This window comes from Wolbachia endosymbiont (group A) of Yponomeuta plumbellus, assembly GCF_947251575.1.
Classification (GTDB): Bacteria; Pseudomonadota; Alphaproteobacteria; order Rickettsiales; family Anaplasmataceae; genus Wolbachia; species Wolbachia pipientis.
Genome location: NZ_OX366353.1, coordinates 831,864 through 847,364 on the forward strand (window position 1 = coordinate 831,864; position 15,501 = coordinate 847,364).

General features: G+C 34.6%; 17 protein-coding genes and 1 other RNA gene. 8 read left to right on the forward strand and 10 right to left on the reverse strand.

Annotated features, from left to right (window positions below; all coding sequences use genetic code 11):
• Positions 1-2: 2 nt before the first annotated feature.
• The 4 genes from OPR39_RS04140 to nuoE form a co-directional block, all read right to left on the reverse strand.
• Positions 3-725, reverse strand: a complete 723-nt coding sequence (locus tag OPR39_RS04140; RefSeq protein ID WP_265039165.1) for a hypothetical protein — start codon at positions 723-725, stop codon at positions 3-5.
• Positions 722-1,678: a hypothetical protein gene (locus OPR39_RS04145; protein WP_265039167.1), complete on the reverse strand. Its 957-nt coding sequence runs from the start codon at positions 1,676-1,678 to the stop codon at positions 722-724. The genes OPR39_RS04140 and OPR39_RS04145 overlap by 4 nt, the downstream gene beginning before the upstream one ends.
• A gap of 733 nt (positions 1,679-2,411) precedes the next feature.
• On the reverse strand, positions 2,412-3,629 hold the full coding sequence (gene tgt / locus OPR39_RS04150; RefSeq protein ID WP_015589173.1) for a tRNA guanosine(34) transglycosylase Tgt: 1,218 nt from the start codon (positions 3,627-3,629) through the stop codon (positions 2,412-2,414).
• Positions 3,630-4,130 (reverse strand): NADH-quinone oxidoreductase subunit NuoE, encoded by a 501-nt coding sequence (nuoE, locus tag OPR39_RS04155; RefSeq protein ID WP_265039170.1) that lies wholly within the window; start codon positions 4,128-4,130, stop codon positions 3,630-3,632.
• A 224-nt stretch (positions 4,131-4,354) separates the two neighbouring features.
• Between nuoE and OPR39_RS04160 the strand changes: the two genes are divergently transcribed.
• Together OPR39_RS04160 and rnpB are read left to right on the forward strand one after the other, a co-directional pair.
• Positions 4,355-6,370, forward strand: a complete 2,016-nt coding sequence (locus OPR39_RS04160; RefSeq protein ID WP_015589172.1) for a hypothetical protein — start codon at positions 4,355-4,357, stop codon at positions 6,368-6,370.
• A 157-nt stretch (positions 6,371-6,527) separates the two neighbouring features.
• Positions 6,528-6,877, forward strand: an RNA gene (gene rnpB / locus OPR39_RS04165) — RNase P RNA component class A.
• Positions 6,878-6,928: 51 nt separating this feature from the next.
• Here rnpB and OPR39_RS04170 read toward each other — a convergent pair.
• The gene (locus OPR39_RS04170) at positions 6,929-7,699 is read right to left on the reverse strand and encodes a response regulator transcription factor (RefSeq protein ID WP_006280099.1); all 771 of its coding nucleotides are present in this window, start codon (positions 7,697-7,699) and stop codon (positions 6,929-6,931) included.
• A 325-nt stretch (positions 7,700-8,024) separates the two neighbouring features.
• Between OPR39_RS04170 and OPR39_RS04175 the strand changes: the two genes are divergently transcribed.
• Genes OPR39_RS04175 through OPR39_RS04190 form a run of 4 tightly spaced genes read left to right on the forward strand, consistent with a single transcriptional unit; the run spans position 8,025 to position 11,458 of the window.
• Positions 8,025-9,008, forward strand: coding sequence for an NAD(P)H-dependent glycerol-3-phosphate dehydrogenase (locus OPR39_RS04175; protein ID WP_006280098.1), 984 nt, complete (start codon positions 8,025-8,027; stop codon positions 9,006-9,008).
• A gap of 19 nt (positions 9,009-9,027) precedes the next feature.
• Positions 9,028-9,510, forward strand: a complete 483-nt coding sequence (locus OPR39_RS04180; protein ID WP_141457025.1) for a phosphatidylglycerophosphatase A family protein — start codon at positions 9,028-9,030, stop codon at positions 9,508-9,510.
• Positions 9,500-10,279: a GNAT family N-acetyltransferase gene (locus OPR39_RS04185; protein WP_006280097.1), complete on the forward strand. Its 780-nt coding sequence runs from the start codon at positions 9,500-9,502 to the stop codon at positions 10,277-10,279. Before OPR39_RS04180 ends, OPR39_RS04185 begins: the two co-directional genes overlap by 11 nt.
• A gap of 42 nt (positions 10,280-10,321) precedes the next feature.
• The gene (locus OPR39_RS04190) at positions 10,322-11,458 is read left to right on the forward strand and encodes a hypothetical protein (protein ID WP_265039172.1); all 1,137 of its coding nucleotides are present in this window, start codon (positions 10,322-10,324) and stop codon (positions 11,456-11,458) included.
• Positions 11,459-11,461: 3 nt separating this feature from the next.
• On the opposite strand, the gene OPR39_RS04195 is transcribed toward OPR39_RS04190, so the two are convergent.
• Both OPR39_RS04195 and ybeY read right to left on the reverse strand, forming a co-directional pair.
• Entirely contained in the window at positions 11,462-12,250 is a 789-nt protein-coding gene (locus OPR39_RS04195) for a succinate dehydrogenase iron-sulfur subunit (protein ID WP_010082472.1), read from the reverse strand.
• An 86-nt stretch (positions 12,251-12,336) separates the two neighbouring features.
• Positions 12,337-12,789 carry an rRNA maturation RNase YbeY gene (gene ybeY, locus OPR39_RS04200; protein WP_010082473.1) on the reverse strand — a complete coding sequence of 151 codons (453 nt, stop codon included), beginning with the start codon at positions 12,787-12,789 and terminating at the stop codon, positions 12,337-12,339.
• A gap of 24 nt (positions 12,790-12,813) precedes the next feature.
• On the opposite strand from ybeY, the gene OPR39_RS07340 reads away from it, so the two are divergent.
• Both OPR39_RS07340 and OPR39_RS04210 read left to right on the forward strand, forming a co-directional pair.
• The gene (locus OPR39_RS07340) at positions 12,814-12,945 is read left to right on the forward strand and encodes a hypothetical protein (RefSeq protein ID WP_255322244.1); all 132 of its coding nucleotides are present in this window, start codon (positions 12,814-12,816) and stop codon (positions 12,943-12,945) included.
• A 15-nt stretch (positions 12,946-12,960) separates the two neighbouring features.
• Positions 12,961-13,140, forward strand: coding sequence for a hypothetical protein (locus OPR39_RS04210; RefSeq protein ID WP_022626337.1), 180 nt, complete (start codon positions 12,961-12,963; stop codon positions 13,138-13,140).
• A 33-nt stretch (positions 13,141-13,173) separates the two neighbouring features.
• On the opposite strand, the gene OPR39_RS04215 is transcribed toward OPR39_RS04210, so the two are convergent.
• From OPR39_RS04215 to OPR39_RS04225, 3 genes are all read right to left on the reverse strand, one after another.
• A complete protein-coding gene (locus tag OPR39_RS04215) occupies positions 13,174-13,572 on the reverse strand; it encodes an EVE domain-containing protein (RefSeq protein ID WP_007549395.1) in 399 nt (132 codons plus the stop codon).
• The gene (gene ftsZ / locus OPR39_RS04220; protein WP_010962790.1) at positions 13,572-14,768 is read right to left on the reverse strand and encodes a cell division protein FtsZ; all 1,197 of its coding nucleotides are present in this window, start codon (positions 14,766-14,768) and stop codon (positions 13,572-13,574) included. The genes OPR39_RS04215 and ftsZ overlap by 1 nt, the downstream gene beginning before the upstream one ends.
• A 238-nt stretch (positions 14,769-15,006) precedes the next feature.
• Positions 15,007-15,471, reverse strand: coding sequence for a hypothetical protein (locus OPR39_RS04225; protein WP_015589170.1), 465 nt, complete (start codon positions 15,469-15,471; stop codon positions 15,007-15,009).
• Positions 15,472-15,501: the final 30 nt, after the last annotated feature.

Consider the following 15,501-nt stretch of genomic DNA (forward strand, 5'->3'; position numbering starts at 1 on the left):
GGCTACTTTACAATTGAAGCGGTGTGCTGTGAACTACACGCTTCTTTTATATTGCTTCTAGGAGGAGATGATGATACTTGACCTTGAGGTGTAGTGCTGCTTGCAGGATTCAAGTTTATATTTTTCTTTTGCTGAGGATAATTCCATGCTTCTTCACGAGTCTGAAATATAGGCTCTCCATTATTGTAGTTTCCTCTTACAGAGTTTGAGTTTATGTCTTTCTTTTGCTGAGGATAATTCCATGCTTCTTCACGAGTCTGAAATATAGGCTCTCCATTATTATAGTTTGAGTTTATATTTTCCTTTTGCGAACCAGCGTTCAATAATTTCGATATCTCTCGCCCTAGCTGATCACCTTTATAATTATTGTTAAGATCTTTGATTTTCTCCTCACCCAATTCCATTATTCGAATTAGAGAGGTATCAATAAAATCCGTTTTTATTTTGTCAATATCTATCGATTTATTACCATAAATCGTAATTTCACTTTTACCTTTTTCACTATTCACATCATAGCCTTGCTCTTTAACTCCTGTTATTACTTCCTTCTTTAATAATCTATGAATAGTATTTATTATTTTTTGACCACAATCTTGAAAAAAATCTCTGATTGTCTCAAATGCCTCTAATAAGGAGATGGTTTCAGTATGTGCGTATTTTTTACCTAGTGGTGGCTCTTCAGCATTCTGGTGTATAGATTCTATTTGCTGAGGGTCAAGCATCATTGCATGACGTTTTGAGCGTGTTGGTTGTGCTTTGGATGATGACATGTCTTTAATATCTTGTTTTTTACTCTCATCATCAACAACCACACCATCACTTGATTTCCTTTTTTAGTAGGTAATGATGGTGGCTCCTCATTATTCTGGGATACTGCATTTAAATTCTTAAGTTTAGGAGGTAATTGTGGTGGCTTTTCTTCAGGTGATTGTCTCTGAGTGTCTTGAAGATTTTGGTATATAGGTTCTTCTTTCCTTAAATTTTCATAAATTGGTTCTTGTACCAAGTTAGCATTGACAAACTCCTGTACTCTTTCTAGATAACCAACATTTTTGTCCTCTTTAGGTACTTGAACGCCTTCAAATTTAATATTGTTTATATCTTCAACACTCAGCCCATTTTCTTTAAGCCACCCCCCTCTTTTGCTCATTGATGCAACAAACTCATTAATCTTTTGAATATTTTTTACATCATCATCAACTAGCATGACAGTTTTTGGCAACTCACCGTGTTTATTCTTATACTTCACAATTGCCTCACAGATGTGCAAATTCTTTCCGACTTGACTTTGTTGTTCTCTAACATCTAACTCTTGCAACTGATTATCATAATCTCCTGGAAACCCACCAAATACAGAAATGCTACCTGTTTGTTCTTCAAATAAACCCAAGTGATCCTTTACAACCTCTTTTACAGCATCCGGATATTTTGTATATGATGCAATATTAACTTCTATTCCACTTGAAAGTGCAGATTGCAGTACAGATTTTAACCCCTCTTTATTTTTTATTCCGTCTGTATTTTCTAGAAAATTTTTTATGTCGTTATCAGTTGCTGCATTATTTTGAGTAGAATTAAAGTCACTTTTGCTTAACCTAGAAAGAGCATTGTGCATGTGCCCATTAGTAATAGTATTATCAAAGTCAAATATTAATAGAACATTATTTTTTATATTCATATCTTTATCTCTAACATTTACAAATTCAAGACAAAGGCTAACATTAATAGATTAATTATTTATTATAGCACTTCTGAAGGAAAAATAATAAAAGGAAGAGTTAACAGAATAGACTTCTTGCATAACCCAAACTAAGTAGAAAAAAGGTATAGCTATACCGCCGCGGTATCTCTAGATCCCGCTGGGATGACGATTGTCGTTTAGCCATAAATATTAAGGAATTTACCAAATGAAAAAAAAAGGCAAAAGAAGCCCCGTGGTGGTTGGCTATTTACTATGTACTAAAATATCGGCGTTTTTTTTATTCTAAAACGCTTGATTAAGAGCGATTTAGCTGCTTTTAACTTGCAACTAACCTACACCGCAAGTGTTTAAGAAATTTACTAAGCAGGAAAAAAGGCAAAGAAACCCCGTAGTAGCTAGCATTCAAATTCTCCCTTGTCAATTTGACGTTTTTTGCTGTCTTAAACGCTTTGTAAGCGCGTTTCGGCTTATATAGGTAAAAACCCAGAGATTTTTAAAGACATGCGATGCACGTAGTGCGAAAAATTAAACATGAGACGCCAAATACCCTAAGTTTTTTGTCATTAACCTGCACAGATTGCGAAGATAAATAAATAGCTTCAGTACCATGATAAGGGGGCTGGCGGAGTTTGTCAAGTAAGTTTTTTCGTTTCTATTTCCAATAAAAGTTCGTTATATGGTTATGCAAGAAGTCTAATGAAGAAAAGACTTAAAGAGAGGCCAAATCAAAGTGCAATGGTATTTCACTAATCCAATTATTTTTCTCCTGATCTAGCCTATCATCTAATATTGCCTGCCTTATTGATGCCATTAACTTATTCATAAAGAAAATATTATGAATGGTAACGAGCGTGTAAGCCAGGAGCTCTTTAGCTTTCAGTAAATGGTGTATATAAGCTCTTGAATGTTTTCTGCAGGTAAAACATAAACAGTCACTTTCAATTGGGTTATCGTCCAGCTCGAATTGTTGATTTCGCAAATTGATATGCTCTTTGCACTTTGAAGAAATAGAATCTCTATTTTTTACTTTAATCAGCGCACCACCATGCCTTGCTAAACGGGTTGGATGCACGCAATCAAACGTATCAATTCCAAGACTAACTCCGCGAAAGATGTCCACAATTCCACCAATACCAAGCAAATGAGTAGGCCTGTCTTTTTTCAAGTGGTCCATAGTGAAAGAAACTACATCGTACATCTGCTCTTTACTTTGACCAAGTGATCCACCTATTGCTTGACCGAAAAATGGTAAATTGTTGATAAAATCACAACTTTCTCTACGCAGATCGTGATATATTCCGCCTTGACTAATTCCATACAGTGCCTGCTTGCCATTATTGTTTTTTTCAAATTCATTTAAAGAACGTTCAGCCCATCTGTGGCTCATGAGCATTGATTTTGCTGTGTATTCTTTGCTTACGTGAAATGGAGTGCATTCATCTAAAACTAGGATTAAATCTGCACCTAATTTCTGTTGAATTTGTACAGATTTTTCAGGAGTTAAGCAATAAATTTTACCATTAATGTAAGAACGGAAAATTGCCCCATCCTCATTAATTTTGATCAAAGTTTTTTGTTTTTTTCTTATTCCTTTTATCTCTTCCGAAACTGATCCGTGGCCTAAGCTAAATATCTGATATCCACCTGAGTCAGTTAGCATTGGCCCATTCCATCCTATCATCTTGCGCAAACCACCAAGTTTTGCAACAGTATTCTCTCCTGGTTGAAGCATTAGGTGATAGGTGTTGGAAAGTATGATTTGGGTACCAGCTTCACTTATTCTTTCAATATCTGCAGCTTTAATTGCAGCTTTTGTTGCGCAGAATATAAAAGCGGGGGTTTCTACGCTTCCATTTGGAGTTTTAATTGTTCCAACTCTTGCAGAACCTGATTGCTTGATTCTCTTGAATGAAAATTCTTCTTTCATCTATTTGCCTGAAAGTTCTGTTATGATGTTTTCTACTTTCTCAGGAGTAAGATTTTCATAGAAGTCATTATTGATCTGCACAACGGTAGCATTAACGCATGCACCTAGGCATTCAACTTCTTTTAAAGTGAACAAATTATCTTTAGTAGTCTCACCGATATTGATTCCAAGTTTTTTTTTAAAGGTATTTAAAACTTCTTCACTATTGCACAACCAGCAAGGAGTTGTTCTACAAATTTGTATTAGATATTTGCCTACTGGTTTTAAATTATACATGGTGTAAAAATTTGCCACTTCATATACACGAATATGTGGAATATGCAGCATATCAGCAACATAACGCATAGCAGATTCAGAAACCCATCCGCATTGCTCTTGAACCAGATATAGTAAAGGCATAACAGCACTACCTTCTCTACCTTTGGGATACATCTCTATAAACTTTCCCGCTTTCTTGAGGTTTTCTGATGTAAAACTAAACTGCTCTTCTTTTTCTATCATTCATGAGACTCGTGTAAACTTTAACAGATTATACCTGTAGAACCAATGATTGCAATTGTTGGTTTTTTGAGAAATAGCATAAAGCTTCTTAGCCCTCTTCAAGCTTATATTTACCTTTTAGTATAAAATATTATATTAATTTTTTAATTTTAGTTAAAATTTTCATTGACATTAACACACAGGAGTAATCATAATAGCATTTTATTAATATTTTAAATAAAATTATGTCTATATTAAGAAGATTGCTCGGGATCAACTCAAATACACCGGAAATTAAAGAAGCGATAGGTTTTAATCCAACAAACGTAGAATTAATTGAGGGGAATGGAGTTGCTTACGGACTCAGCTATCAAGATAATGGTAATGGGAGCAGTAAAGTAAAATTACTTATTAGTCCATTATATCAATCAAAAACATACGAATGTGGTACAAATATCAGCGTAGCAAATGAATTCAAAGATCAATTATCTCTCACATTAATAGAAGATTCAGCTGAAATAGATAAAGTTGGAGTTATCTTTCCTGAAGAAGGAATTAGCGAAGAAGGAGAAAAATGCGTTAAAGGCTTATCTTTTAACACTTACGGAATTAAACAATCAGTTAATACTCCTTCAGTTGAACATTTAGATAAAAGAAAATTACAAAAGAATATTGATAATAATAGTCTTGCAAATGTGGGCAATAGTTACTTTCAACCAAGAGCAGTGAAAGTTGGTAATGGTGACGTAATTGTAATCGCCCATAACTTAAAGGATCAAACTTTAGTTTCTTGGTACTTAAAGTCAAGCGAGAGCGGAAAATTTAAGGTATTGACTGGAGAAAAAGGTGTTACAGAAAGAAAATTGTTCAATTTTGATAATCAGGGGCAATTGGCATTAAATGGAAACACGATGCTTTATTCGCAAGTGAGCAAAAGGATTACTAAGGAAAATCAAGAGGTGAGAAAAACACGTATTTTTAAATTTGATATGGCTAAAGTGATTCAGGGTCTGAAGGATGGAGTTAATGGCTTTTTACTTGGTAATCGAAAAGGTCAAATAGATAATAAAGCACTATCTCTTTCTAGAGAACATGAAATAAGCTTTTTGCAGTATGTTGAACAAACGGAAGGAAATGATCTAGTTGCTTTTCTTGAAAATGACCAATCAGCTAATGAGCAGAGGTTACATATAGCAACTCTACTTAAAAATGGATCAGTGTCAGATTTTCCTATCTATCAATTTACAGATCCTATAGAGCAATTATATATTAAGGGCAACGGTCAGGGTGGTTTTATCGTAACTGCGGTAAGTGGAGAAAATATTGTAACTTTTAATCAAAACGGCTCTGGAAAATCTTCTGAAGCAACAATAATACCGGCAAATAGCATCAAAACTCTCAGTGATTTTGTTAATATCATTAACGGTCGATTAACGCCAGATATTATTTCTAGTAGTACCGTGGCTCCTATAACTGTTGCAGAAACGGTTGTGACTTCTAAGAAAACGCCGACTGCTGCAATTACTAGCACAGCAGAAACCGACGCTGTGAAGACTACTAAATTGACAACGGAAGCCGTTGCACCTACTTCTACAATAAGTAAACCTTCAACGGAGTCAACGACAGTAGCAAAAACAACTACTACTTCACAAGCGACCACGGTTGCTACAACGTCAACTAGTGTGCCGATAGTAACTTCAGGGACTGAGACAAGTACTGTAAAACCTACAGCAGCGACTGGTGCGTCGACTTCTACGATGAGTAAACCTTCAACAGAGTCAACGACTCAAACAAGCACAGTAACAGTGGAACCAACTGCGCCAACAACAAGCTCAGAGAAAACTACACAAACAGTATTTAGTATACCAAGCACTAGAACAAAAGAGTCAACAACTCCTATATTCACCACGACTTTACTTCCTCAGTCTACTTCTTCACCACAACCTACTCAACTTGCTATAGGGTCTAATAAGGCAGGAATGATAGGGGGATCTTTGGTTGGAGCAATAGGTATTGTTGGAATTATAGGATTCATAGCATATAGATATGTTAAGGGTCGTAATGCTGCTTCTGTATTAGAACTAACTGATTTGGGTTATAGAAGGCGATCATCTTCAAGTAGCGATGAAGAAATTTTTACCACTGGTAACAGAATGCGAACTATATATCAATCTGAAACAGTGCTAAATAGTATATCAGTAGAAAGTAGTAGTCGATCAAGAAGTAGCTCATCGTCTTCAAGCGGTGGACCAGGCTCTTGACTAACTGAAGCGGAGTCTAAAAGTGAAAAAAGCTTATCTTGGGATAGTGATGATGTGCCGGAATATCACCTTTAGCTATTTGTCTAAATGTTTTTAATATGTAGACTGTTAGGAAATTGTCTTTTGCTTTTGTGATTTTCATGTTAAAGTATAATTCCTAGGTGAAATAAGTAGCTGCTGTTGTGTGATAAACATAGCAGAGGAAAGTCCGGGCTCCAAGGAAAAATAGTGACGGGTAATGCCCGCCGGAGGTAACTCCAGTTATAGGGCTACAGAAAATTACCGCCTAAAATATTTTTAGGTAAGGGTGAAAAGGTGTGGTAAGAGCACACCATGGCAATGGCAACATTGGTAGTCGAGTAACCAACACTAGGAGCAAGATTAAATAGAAGTAGATTTTATGTTTTCCTCATATCTACTCGGGTAAATCGCATGCGGTAAATGGTAACATTTACTCCAGATAAATAGCTACATAAACAGAACTCGGCTTATATTTCACCTAGGCGTTCACATGATACGTGCGATATAAGCCATGCTATATTTAAATGTGTAGGCATTTCATGCGTTGTCCTTCACTTGTTCTGCTTGATAGCCATCACTACTTTCGCCTACATTAACATTAGAATATTCATCATCATCAATATACTCTTTCAGAACATACCCTCTGCCCCAAACGGTTTCTATGTGGCTTTTTCCATCATTTGCACTTTCAAGTTTCTTACGTAATTTGCACATAAAAACATCAACTATCTTGTTATCTGAAGGTTCATCTAAGCCATTGTAAAGATGATTTAAGAACATTTCTTTTGTTAATACTGTTCCTTTACGCAGTGCTAGCAATTCTATCATAGAATACTCTTTATTAGTAAGGTGAACCGTTTTACCTTTCACCTCAACAATCCTGTGATCAAAATTGATATTTATATTACCAATCTTTATCACCGATTCAGGATGGCCTTTAGTACGACGCACTATGGCCTTAATTCGAGCTAATAACTCACTTTTATGAAATGGTTTGGTTAAGTAATCATCGGCACCATACCCGAGTCCTTTAGCTTTGTGATTGACAGCGGATATACATGAAAGTATTAAGACAGGAACTTTGATTTTTGCACTTCTTAGTCTTAGCAATATATCATATCCGTCAATATCACCAGGCAAGTGTATATCTAAAATAACTAGGTCATAGTAATCTCCGTTTGAGGAAACCATATTATTGTTATAATCTTGTGCAGAAGTAACAACGTCACAGAAATGTCCATCAGAAGTTAAGGCGTTAACCACAGTCTTTGCACTTACTTGATCATCTTCAATTAATAATATACGCATATTTTACACCCCATAAATAATTTATAATTTTAGTAATATATATAACTAAGGAAAGTAATAAATCAAATTTTTATTAACAAATGATCAAAATTACACTTATTAATTAATAGTAAATATATTGTTCCAAAGTTATATAAATAGATCTAAAATATAATAGACATACCATGATAGTAATAATATTTTTAGTAAATATTGAATTAAAGTTACTATTATTAAAAGAATACTTCGGTTAATAAATATTTAACTATTCTATATGTCTGTGTTATATTTTTAATTTACTTATCCTACTATTTTAAAGTATAAGTAATATTTTCAGGAATATTGTGTGGCAATATCAATTTTAGGTGCTGGTGCATGGGGTACAGCAATCGCAATTTCATTAGGTAGTAAGAAAGATGTGATTTTGTGGACTCGCAATGAAACTACATTTGAATCAATCAACGGGAAAAGAGAAAGTGACAAGCTACCCGGTTGTCGAATTTCTGATAATGTGTCAGTAAAATTGGCTATTGAAGACACAATTAATGCTTCAGTAACAATCCTCGCTGTTCCCACTCAGTCTCTGAGGAAGGTATGTCAGCAATTGCATAATTGTAATCTGAAAAAAGATGTAGCAATAATTTTAGCTTGTAAGGGAATAGAAAAGTCTACATTAAAATTACCTAGTGAAATAGTAAATGAAATTTTACCTAACAATCCTATTGCTATTTTTTCAGGTCCTAGCTTTGCTGTAGAAGTTGCAAGAAAATTACCCTATTCAATGGTTCTTGCATGCCAAAATAACACATTAGGTTCAAAGCTAGTATCAGAGCTGCAACAAGAAAATGTTAAATTGGAGTTTAGTAACGACATTATAGGAGTACAGATTTGTGCAGCGTTAAAGAACGTTTTTGCTATAGCGTGTGGGATTGTTCTAGGTAGTAAACTTGGGTTTAATGCTCATGCAGCATTGATTACGAAAAGTATGAGCGAAATTAAGGCTTTATACTCAGCAAAAATTGGTGACGGTAGTGTGGATATAAATACACTACTTGGGCCAGCATGTCTGGGTGACCTAATTATGACATGCACATCCTTGAATTCAAGAAACTTATCTTTTGGGTTTAAAATAGGTAATAGTGATAATGGCTTTAATGTTCAGCAGATTTTGTCAGAAGGCAAGTCAGTGATTGAAGGTTTTAGCACTGCTGAGTCCATATTTAATTTAGCAGGAAAGCTAAAGATAAAAATGCCTATATGTGAAGCGGTCTATAGATTATTGTATGAAAGCGCCTCTATAGAGGATACTATTTCTGTTCTTATAAGTTAATTTTGTATTTGGATATATTGTGAAATTTTTATATAAATTAATATCAACGTGGTGGCTGTCTGGAACAGTAAAAAAAATGCCAGGTACTGTGGGTAGTTTGGCTTCTTTTCCGCTTGTTCCTGTAATCCTGAGCAACAAAATTTTAGGTGCAGCAATTATTTCTTTTTTATTCTTAATTGGATTATGGTCTACAGGTAATTATATAAAACATTACAAGACTTCATGTGATCCAAAAGAGGTAGTAATTGACGAAGTGGTTGGTCAATTGCTGACGATACTTTTAGTTTCGATATTGTTAAGCCAAGAGATGAATTATTCTTCATTGTTGTTGTGCTTTTTTTCTTTTAGGTTTTTTGATATAATAAAAACGTGGCCTATAAATTTAATCGATAAAAATACCAAAGGTCCTTTAGGTATTATGCTAGATGACGTTATAGCTGCAATTTTAGCCTGTGTTCTTATAGGAGCCTTTTATTGTTTATTGTTGGTGTATGCAGGATAAAAAAATTTATTATTCAAGCTTAATTGTTCAAAATCTAAAGGATTATATACTGTACACAGCGAATTTATCTGAGTGGGAAGTACACGATGAATTTGATAACATCATATTTACAATAAATGGTACCAGGGAGTCATTATTTAATTTTGTGTTCTGTGGAGATCAATGTACCGAGCTTTCTATACAAAAAACTCTAGATTATCTCAGAACAAGAGATATAGAAGCAACATGGGTAATAAATTCACATATGAAAATAAGAGATATTTTAGAAAAGTGTGAAATAAAACACGTTAGCACACCAAAAAAAGCTTTACTTAATATGAAAAATTACTTTTTACCTGCTGATGTTATTCCAAACTTGAGGTTAAATGCTGTGAATGGTAGCAACCTCTTAGAACAGTTAGATCTACACACTTCTAAAATTTTTTATCATGGCGTTGGAATTGTCAGCACATTTTTTCGCGGATTATCAAATTATGATGATAAGAACTCAAGATTAAGATTTTTTCTTGTAACACTAAATAATGAAATTATTGGGACATGCGGTCTTTATGTTCAAGATAGCGTAGCTGGTTTTTATAGTGATGGAGTTTTACCAATTTACAGGAATCGTGGAATAGGTACCCAAATGGTTTTAGAAAGAATAAAGATAGCTAAACAGCTTGAATGCAAATATATAGTAGCACATTGTATGAAATCTTCTGTGAACCTTTATAAGAGATTGGGCTTTCAAATGTTAGGCAATCTTTACTTATATACCTCTTCAGCATAATTCTGAGCGGTTACAAATTTTTACATTTGTTTTAAAAGTGCTATGTTTTTTTTGTATGAAGTGGTTTTAATATTGATTCTAATATTATTCTTTCTCTCTTATTCTAAATTAAAAATTAGTAATAAGATTAAGAACTTACAGCATCAAAATGTTATCATAAATAATTTGATTGATACTGTGAATGATGGGTTTTATATTTGGGATGCAAAAAAACGTATAGAAAAGTTCTCTCCCAATTTACTAATTTTGCTTAATACTGTTTTTTACTCATTTAATGAGTTTGTGAATTTTTTTGAGCAATCAGAAAGCTTAATCAAAAATTTTGTTGAGGCAAAGGAAATAAATAAATCTTTTACTCTAGATTTAAAGTCAAAAGACAGTGAGGTTTATTGCATATGTTACGGTAGAAGCATAATAGATGATTCTAACAATGTGATAGGTGTGCTGTTATGGATAAGGAATGTCTCAAACTGTAAGATAAAGGCTAACGGACTTGAGTTAGAAAATAGTAAGCTTACACAGGAAGTGGAGAGCTATAAAAACGTTTTCAACTCTTTACCATTTCCAATACTAAGATATAACAAGAGTAGAAAGGTGGAATTTTATAACTTGTTTTATGATAAATATGTAGATGGTTCTAAGAAATTTGCTATTACCGGTAGCGCTCATAGCACAAAACCAGGAAGACATGTCATAACTTATAAGAACGAACCTAAGGTTTTCGATTTTGTTAAAATTCCAATACAAGGTTCTGGTAGCATAGTAATGTATGGGAAAGATGTTAGTGATGCAGAGAAATTATATACTGAATTAAACAGTTATTTAGCTACACAGAAAAATTTGCTTGAGAGGTTACCGGTTGCTATAGTAATATATAGTAAGAATCAAAAGCTAAAATTTTATAATAATGCTTTTATAAAAACCTTTCAATTTGACCCAAAATTTTTGGCATCTTACCCAACTTATCACGAAGTTATGCTTTACCTCTTCGAATCTAAAAAGCTTTTAGAAAAAGAGGATTTTCAAACTATTAGTAACCAAAGACATGAGTTGTTCAAAAAATTATTTGAATCGTACGATGATACGATGCACTTCACAAACGGAAAAGCGTTCAGGGTATTAACAATACCCTACGCTTCGGAAGGTTTGCTGTTCTCTTACGAAGAATGCAAAAGATAATACTTAAACTCCTTCTCTCTCTACCATGAGCTGTTTTACTTTCGCTATTGCTCTTGCTGGATTAAGTCCTTTAGGACAAGTTTTTGTGCAATTCATTATTGTATGACAACGATACAACTTGAATGGGTCGTTTAAAACATCAAGTCTTTCACCTGTCTTATTATCACGGCTGTCAGCAATCCATCTGTAAGCTTGTAATAGTATTGCTGGTCCTAAAAATTTATCACTATTCCACCAGTAGCTTGGGCAACCAGTCGAACAGCAAGCACATAATATACAGTCGGACAAGCCATCTAATTTTTTTCTATCTTCAGAAGATTGAGAGTATTCTTTATTTGGTAGGGCAGGCTTATCTGCTTGTAACCAAGGTTTAATTGATTTGTATTGCTCATAAAATTGGCTCAAATCCGAGACTAGGTCCTTTATTACATACATGTGAGGTAATGGATATATTTTTACGTCACCTTTTATATCATGTATAGATCTAGTACATGCAAGAGTATTGGTTCCGTCAATATTCATGGCACAAGATCCACATATGCCTTCTCTACAAGAACGTCTGAAAGTTAAAGTCGAATCTATTTCATCCTTTATTTTTATTAATGCATCAAGTACCATAGGGCCACAACTATCCATATCAATAAAAAATGTGTCTATTCTAGGGTTTTTCTCGTCATCAGCAGACCAACGGTAAATTTGAAATCTTCTGATGTTTTTTGCTCTAGCAGGAATAGGATAAATTTTGCCCTTTTGATTAATTTTAGAATTCTTTGGCAAAGAAAACTGAACCATATCACTTACCTTTTATTGTTTATAGCTAAAACCCTTTGTAGATAACATATTTTATTATCATCTACTATATTTTTATTAAATTCCTTTTAAATCGCACACATATTGTAGCCAAGCGAAGCTAAAATCTCTCTTTCTAGATTTTTCATTATAATTTCTTCATCTTTTTTTTGGTGATCATAACCAAGTAAATGCAGTAATCCATGCACTAACATGTGTGCAATGTGAGCAAGAATGGGTATATAATACTCATGCGATTCTCTTTTTATTGTGTCTATTGAAATTGCTATGTCTCCTAAATCGCACTCATTAGACAATTGTTCATACGGAAATGATAGTACGTTAGTTGGCTTATCCATTTCTCTAAATTTTAAATTAAGTTGATGTAGCAAGTCATCATCAGCCAGAGCTATTGATATATTTGGTTTATAGTGGTCTATTTTTAATTCTTTTAGAGAAGCATTGATGACACCTAATACAAAATTTTTAGGATTTTCTATAATGCTGCACCATTTCTTGTCAAGAATATTTACTTCTAACATGAGTGACACATCAGTAAGGGTGTCATGCAAATAGCTGACACTGGAATCCAAAAAAGAAGAGTTATAGACCCTTGTGTCATGTACACAACTGTACGAATATTGTACACTAGAAGGATGTCATCCCAGTGTCTAGGCACTGGGATCCAGGAATTTTGATTAGACATCAAGTTAGTGAATATAAAAGTAGCTAATCTTATATTAAAACACAACGGCTTTAATGTGGTTGCATTAAGGCTGGATTCCAGTGTCAAGCACTGGAATGACACCTTTGTGTTTGATGCAAAATCGGCTATAACGTTTAATGCACTGCCTTCGAGACAAATATTCATACAGCTGTGCGTTGTGTGCTGAGATGACATCATTTAGGAACTGAAATGACAGGTATTACACATCACTCATCCTTATTATTTCATTCCATTCAATTTCCGAAACTGGGGCAATTGATAAACGTGGTTGTTTTAATATAGTCATATTTTTCAAAAGTGGGTTTTGTTTTATATTATTTAACGTTACTTGGTTATTTAAAGGTTTCAAAAACTTTACATTCACTAATCCGAACTTGGGATCATTAACATGATAATACTCTTTAAATACTTCAACGATTCCAAGTATTGCTTTCTCTTTACCTGTATGATAAAAAAACGCAAGATCGCTTGCTTTCATAATTTTCATGTAATTTTGAGCTTGATAATTGCGCACACCATCCCACTCAACTACCTGCTCCTTTTCCATTTTTTGCCATGAGTATTCACTTGGCTCTGACTTAAGTAGCCAAAATTGCATTATTTTTTTCTTCTTAAGTAAGCTGGTATATCATAGATATTGCTGCCCCACTTAGCTCCTTCGCTTACCTGTTCAGCTGGTTTTGTTTCCAGTGTTTTGTCTTGTGTACTTTCACTTTGACTATATGGCCACTTAAATTTCTCTTTCTCTGAGTCTTCGCTCTGACTTATAGGTGAAGTTTCTGATTTATTATTGCGACCATCAATGCCAGTTGCAAGAACAGAAACTCTAACTCTTCCCTCCATCGCTTGATCAAAAGTAGCACCAAATATTATATTTGCATTTTCATCTACTTCTTCACGCACTCTATTGGCTGCAGCATCAACTTCAAACAGAGTCATATCTCCGCCACCAGTAATGTTAATTAATATTCCTTGCGCACCTTTCATTGATACATTATCAAGCAATGGATTAGATATTGCAGCCTCTGCAGCACTAATTGCTCTATCTTCTCCTTCTGCCTCTCCGGTGCCGATCATCGCTTTGCCCATCTCGCTCATTACTGTTTCTATATCAGCGAAGTCAAGATTGATAAGCCCTGGCATGACCATCAAGTCAGTTACTCCTCTGATGCCAATGTGCAGAACATTATCAGCAAGTTTAAATGCATCAGAAAATGTAGTTTTTTCATTTGCAATTCTAAATAAATTCTGATTTGGAATGACAATAAGTGTATCCACGTATTTTTGCAGTTCTTCAAGTCCAAGCTCTGCAATGCGCATACGGCGCACACCTTCAAAACCGAACGGTTTAGTTACAACTCCAACAGTCAATATCTTTTTTTCTTTTGGCGCTCTATCCTTAACTGCGGCTCTTGCTTCTCTGGCTGCTTTTGCAATTACCGGTGCTGCACCGGTTCCAGTACCACCGCCCATTCCTGCTGTGATGAAAAGCATATGACTATCTTTTATATGCTCCATAATCTCATCAATTGACTCTTCTGCTGCACCTTTGCCAACATCAGGCAAAGCACCAGCACCAAGCCCCTTAGTTAAATTAATGCCAAGCTGAATTTTTTTATCACATAACGACTTTTCTAGTGCTTGAGCATCGGTATTTGCGACAACAAAATTCACTCCTTGCAAATTAGATTGGATCATGTTATTCACAGCATTTCCACCAGCACCACCCACTCCCACAACGGTAATCCTTGGGTGCAATATAGGTAACTCCGGCAGACTAAGATCAATAGACATTTAAATTACTCAAATTTAGCGAATTCACTTGATAATAAGTTACCGCTTTTTTAATAATATGCAAATACTTTTCACTTCTATGGGCGTAAACAGTAAACGGGATTTACTTATTCTTAACATTTATACTAATAAGTGCCGTTAATTATAATAACTAGATTCTTAGATGACATCACTTAACCGATGCAAAAAATAGAAAACGTTTATAAAAAGGGACAGAAACCTATCCCTTTTTATTTTGTTAAAGATTATTAGCTTCCTTATCTTTCTCTTCCCCTTTCAATGCTTCAACCGCAACATCTTTTAATTTTGAGGCAATTTGATATGTTCCATAAAGAACAGCAGCTGCAGCAATTGCCATTATGGCACCCGCAACTATCTGACCAGCAACACCTGTTCCGATAAATCCAGGTAATGAAGCAGCTATTGCTTGATTTGTTCCAACAAAGTAACTGGCAGTCTTAGCAAGAAACCCAGAAGCTTCTGCTGCACTAACAAAGCCTGCTTTCATATGCATTGCTGTAAAGACAACACTTGCAACTGCAAGCGGAAATAATGCTGTTCTCCCTTTATTATGCATAGCGTACTGACCAGCTCCACCAGCAGCACCAGGAATTCCCCAGTATTTTTCAGCTCGTATATATCCTTCTGAAATAGCATGAAAAATGCCATCCCCTTTTCTATACTCATAATTTGTTAATGCCATAACTCTACTCCTTAAATAGAATGTTAAAAT